We start from the raw sequence: 3,586 nt of genomic DNA, 5'->3' as shown, positions 1-3,586 counted from the left end.
AGCCATGGCTGCGCCCGCACCCCAGACTCCCCACTGCTGGTTGGATGCGACGTTCTGCAACTCGTACACGATCGCCGCGGTCTGGGCGGGCTCGAGCCGGGTGAGCACGTGGTTGACGAGCCGGTCGAGGTCGTTTGCCGTTGACTTCTGGAATCCCCAGTACGGGTAGACGCTGCTGAAGCCTTGTTGTGGTTGCAGATCCGTCATTCCGTACCTGGGGAAGTCGTTGTTGTAGACGCGGTGGTCAGCGCCACTGAAGCGCGTCCAGAGAGCGTCGGCGGCGTCGTCGTCGGACGAGTGCATCATCGCCGCCATCTGGCTTCGGTCGGAGTCGGTGAGCGTGACCGCGCCTGCGCGCGCACGGGTCAGGAGGTCGACGACCATGGCCAGCTTGATCGTGGATGCGGTCCACACCATGTCGCCGGCATGCGAGTTGCGATACGTCGCACCCGTTTTGCGATCCCGCAGGACGTAGCCGACCGAACCGGGACGGATGGCGAGGTAGGCGTCCGCCGCGTTGACGCGCGCCTGGAGGTCGCAGTCGGTCGTGGTGGGCTGCGCCGAGCAGTCCGCGCGCGCGACCGGCGGCGCTCCGAGTCCGGCGGATCCGATGACGATCGCTGCGAGGGCGACCAGAGGCCGTTTCATCCGAGTAGCTTCGCACTAGGGTGGAGGCTTCCGACGTCCCGAAGGAGGTTGTCGTGGCGCTCGTCGCGGGAATCGACTCGTCCACACAGTCGTGCAAGGTCGTGATCTGCGACGCCGACACCGGTGAAACGGTGCGCTCCGGTGCTGCGCCACATCCCGGCGGCACGGAGGTCGACCCGTCGGCCTGGTGGGCCGCGCTCGGCGACGCGGTGGCCGCGGCCGGAGGTCTCGACGACGTCGCCGCGGTATCGGTCGGTGCGCAGCAGCACGGCATGGTCTGTCTCGATACCGCGGGCAACATCGTGCGAGACGCCTTGCTGTGGAACGACACCCGGTCCAGTGACGCGGCATTGGCCTTGATCGAGGAGCTCGGCGGCCCCGCTCAATGGGCCGATCGGATCGGGGTCGTTCCCGTCGCCTCGATCACCGCGACGAAGCTGCGCTGGCTGGCCGACAACGAGCCGAAGAACGCCGAGGCTACCGCTGCCGTGTGCCTACCGCACGACTGGCTGACGTGGCGGCTGTCCGGTTCGGCGGACATCGGCGACATCCGCACCGACCGCAGCGACGCCAGCGGCACCGGTTACTTCGCCGCCGAGGACGGCAGCTACCAATCAGACCTGCTCGAACTGGCCATGCGGGGACGGCGCCCGGCCGTGCCCCCCGTTCTGGAACCGAACGAGGCCGCCGGGCGGACCACGACCGGCGCGGTGCTCGGGCCAGGCGCGGGCGACAACGCCGCCGCGGCGCTGGGCCTCGGAGTGGGGCCGGGGGACTGCGTCGTCTCGCTGGGGACCTCCGGCGTGGTGAGCGCGGTCGGGGACGTCGCTCCCCATGACGCGGCCGGTCTGGTTGCCGGATTCGCCGACGCCACCGGGCGTCAGCTCCCGTTGGTGTGCACGCTCAACGGTGCGCCCGTGCTCGCGGCAGTCGCCAAGATGCTCGGCGTGGACTTCGACGAGTTCGACCGCCTCGCACTCACCGCGCCGCCGGGTGCCGGTGGGTTGACGTTGGTGCCGTACTTCGACGGGGAACGCTCACCGAATCTACCCGAGGCGGCGGGCGCGCTGCATGGCGTCACCACTCGAAACCTTTTACCTGCCAACGTTGCTCGAGCAGCAGTCGAGGGCCTGCTCGCATCGATTGAATTCTGCATTGCGCAGATTTCCGGTCAGGGCGTCGACGTCGGACGGGTGCTCGTGGTGGGTGGCGGGGCACGCTCCGAGGCCGTCCGGCGCATCGCCCCCGCGGTTCTGGGCGTTCCCGTTCACGTGCCAACACCAGCCGAATACGTCGCGCTCGGCGCGGCCAGGCAGGCAGCGTGGACCCTGTCTCAATACGATGAGCCTCCGACGTGGTCATTCGGCGTCACTGCGTCCTACACCGCCGAGTCGACACCGGTGGTCCTCGACCAGTACCGGGCCGCGCAACCGCTGACCTTGGGCCAACACCCGGTGACCGGCGCATGAGGGTAGCGCGAGTCACACGCCGTCCGTCGCTATGATCGCCGGGTGGTTGATCAGCCGGACTCGACGAGACTGTCGCAGGAAGCGCTGACCACTGCGGTCAGCGCAGCTCGCCATGCCTTCGAGCAGGCCGGCGACCTCGACGCTCTGGCCCGCGCCAAGACCGAACACCTCGGCGACCGCTCACCCATCGCCTTGGCCCGTCAGGCCCTTGGCGCTCTTGCCAAGGCGGACCGCGCCGATGCAGGCCGTCGCGTCAACGAGGCCCGCACGGCCGTCCAGAGCGCGTTCGACGCCAGGATCGAGATCCTGCGCATCGAACGCGATGCCGCCGCTCTCGTCGCCGAGCGCATCGACGTGACGTTGCCGTCGACCCGCGAGCCGATCGGGGCCCGGCATCCCATCACCATCCTCGCCGATCACGTCGCCGACGTGTTCGTCGCGATGGGTTGGGAACTGGCCGAGGGCCCCGAGGTCGAGACCGAGCAGTTCAACTTCGACGCGCTGAACTTCCCGCCAGATCACCCGGCGCGCAGCGAGCAGGACACGTTCCACGTCGGCCCTGACGGATCGAGGCTGGTGTTGCGCACCCACACCTCGCCGGTGCAGATCCGCACGCTTCTGGAACGGGAGCTGCCGGTGTACATCGTGTCGATCGGCCGCACCTTCCGCACCGACGAACTCGACGCCACCCATACGCCGGTCTTCCATCAAGTGGAGGGTCTGGCGGTGGACCGCGGCCTGACCATGGCCAACCTGCGCGGCACGCTGGACGCCTTCGCCCGTGCCGAGTTCGGGCCGCAGGGGCGTACCCGACTGCGTCCGCACTTCTTCCCGTTCACCGAGCCGTCGGCCGAGGTCGACGTCTGGTTCGAGAACAAGAAGGGCGGCCCCGGCTGGGTGGAATGGGGTGGTTGCGGCATGGTCAATCCGAACGTGCTGCGCGCGTGCGGCATCGACCCCGATGAGTATTCCGGCTTCGCCTTCGGCATGGGCTTGGAGCGAACCCTGCAGTTCCGCAATGGAATTCCCGACATGCGCGACATGGTCGAGGGCGACGTCCGGTTCTCGCTGCCGTTCGGGGTTGGCGCCTGATGCGCGTTCCCTACAGCTGGCTGCGTGAGGTCGTGCAGGCTGGTGCCCCGGGCTGGGACGTCTCACCCGAGGATCTCGAACAGGCGCTGATCGGTATCGGTCACGAGGTCGAGGAGATCATTCCCGTCGGCCCGGTGTCCGGGCCGCTCACCATCGGCCGGGTCGTCGTGATCGAGGAGCTCACTGAGTTCAAGAAGCCGATCCGCGCATGCAAGGTCGACGTCGGCGAGGAGGTGCCGCGTGACATCGTCTGCGGTGCAACCAACTTCGTCGTCGATGACGTGGTCGTCGTTGCGCTGCCCGGCACTGTGTTGCCGGGCGACTTCACCATCGCCAAGCGCAAGACCTACGGTCGCACGTCCGACGGCATGATCTGC

Annotated in this window: 3 protein-coding genes and 1 pseudogene; 3 read left to right on the top strand and 1 reads right to left on the bottom strand. The window is 68.3% G+C overall.

Translation table 11 applies throughout. The annotated features are described in order from the left end of the window. The coding region (locus ACRDUX_RS23515) for a tat pathway signal sequence (RefSeq protein ID WP_526417033.1) at positions 1–648 on the bottom strand (648 nt) is incomplete at its 3' end. A gap of 53 nt (positions 649–701) precedes the next feature. On the opposite strand from ACRDUX_RS23515, the gene ACRDUX_RS23510 reads away from it, so the two are divergent. The 3 genes and pseudogenes from ACRDUX_RS23510 to ACRDUX_RS23500 all read left to right on the top strand — a co-directional run. Continuing rightward, positions 702–2,117 carry a xylulokinase gene (locus tag ACRDUX_RS23510; RefSeq protein WP_526417031.1) on the top strand — a complete coding sequence of 472 codons (1,416 nt, stop codon included), beginning with the start codon at positions 702–704 and terminating at the stop codon, positions 2,115–2,117. A 42-nt stretch (positions 2,118–2,159) separates the two neighbouring features. After that, positions 2,160–3,209 (top strand): phenylalanine--tRNA ligase subunit alpha, encoded by a 1,050-nt coding sequence (pheS, locus tag ACRDUX_RS23505; RefSeq protein WP_526417029.1) that lies wholly within the window; start codon positions 2,160–2,162, stop codon positions 3,207–3,209. Next, a pseudogene (locus ACRDUX_RS23500) lies at positions 3,209–3,586 on the top strand (phenylalanine--tRNA ligase subunit beta); the annotation flags it as partial. The gene pheS and the pseudogene ACRDUX_RS23500, both read left to right, overlap by 1 nt.

The sequence above is a fragment of the Mycobacterium sp. genome, assembly GCF_050701675.1.
In the GTDB taxonomy this organism is placed as follows: Bacteria; Actinomycetota; Actinomycetes; order Mycobacteriales; family Mycobacteriaceae; genus Mycobacterium.
Note: the sequence above shows the minus strand (reverse complement) of the source record. Positions and strands in the feature narration are given on the sequence as shown.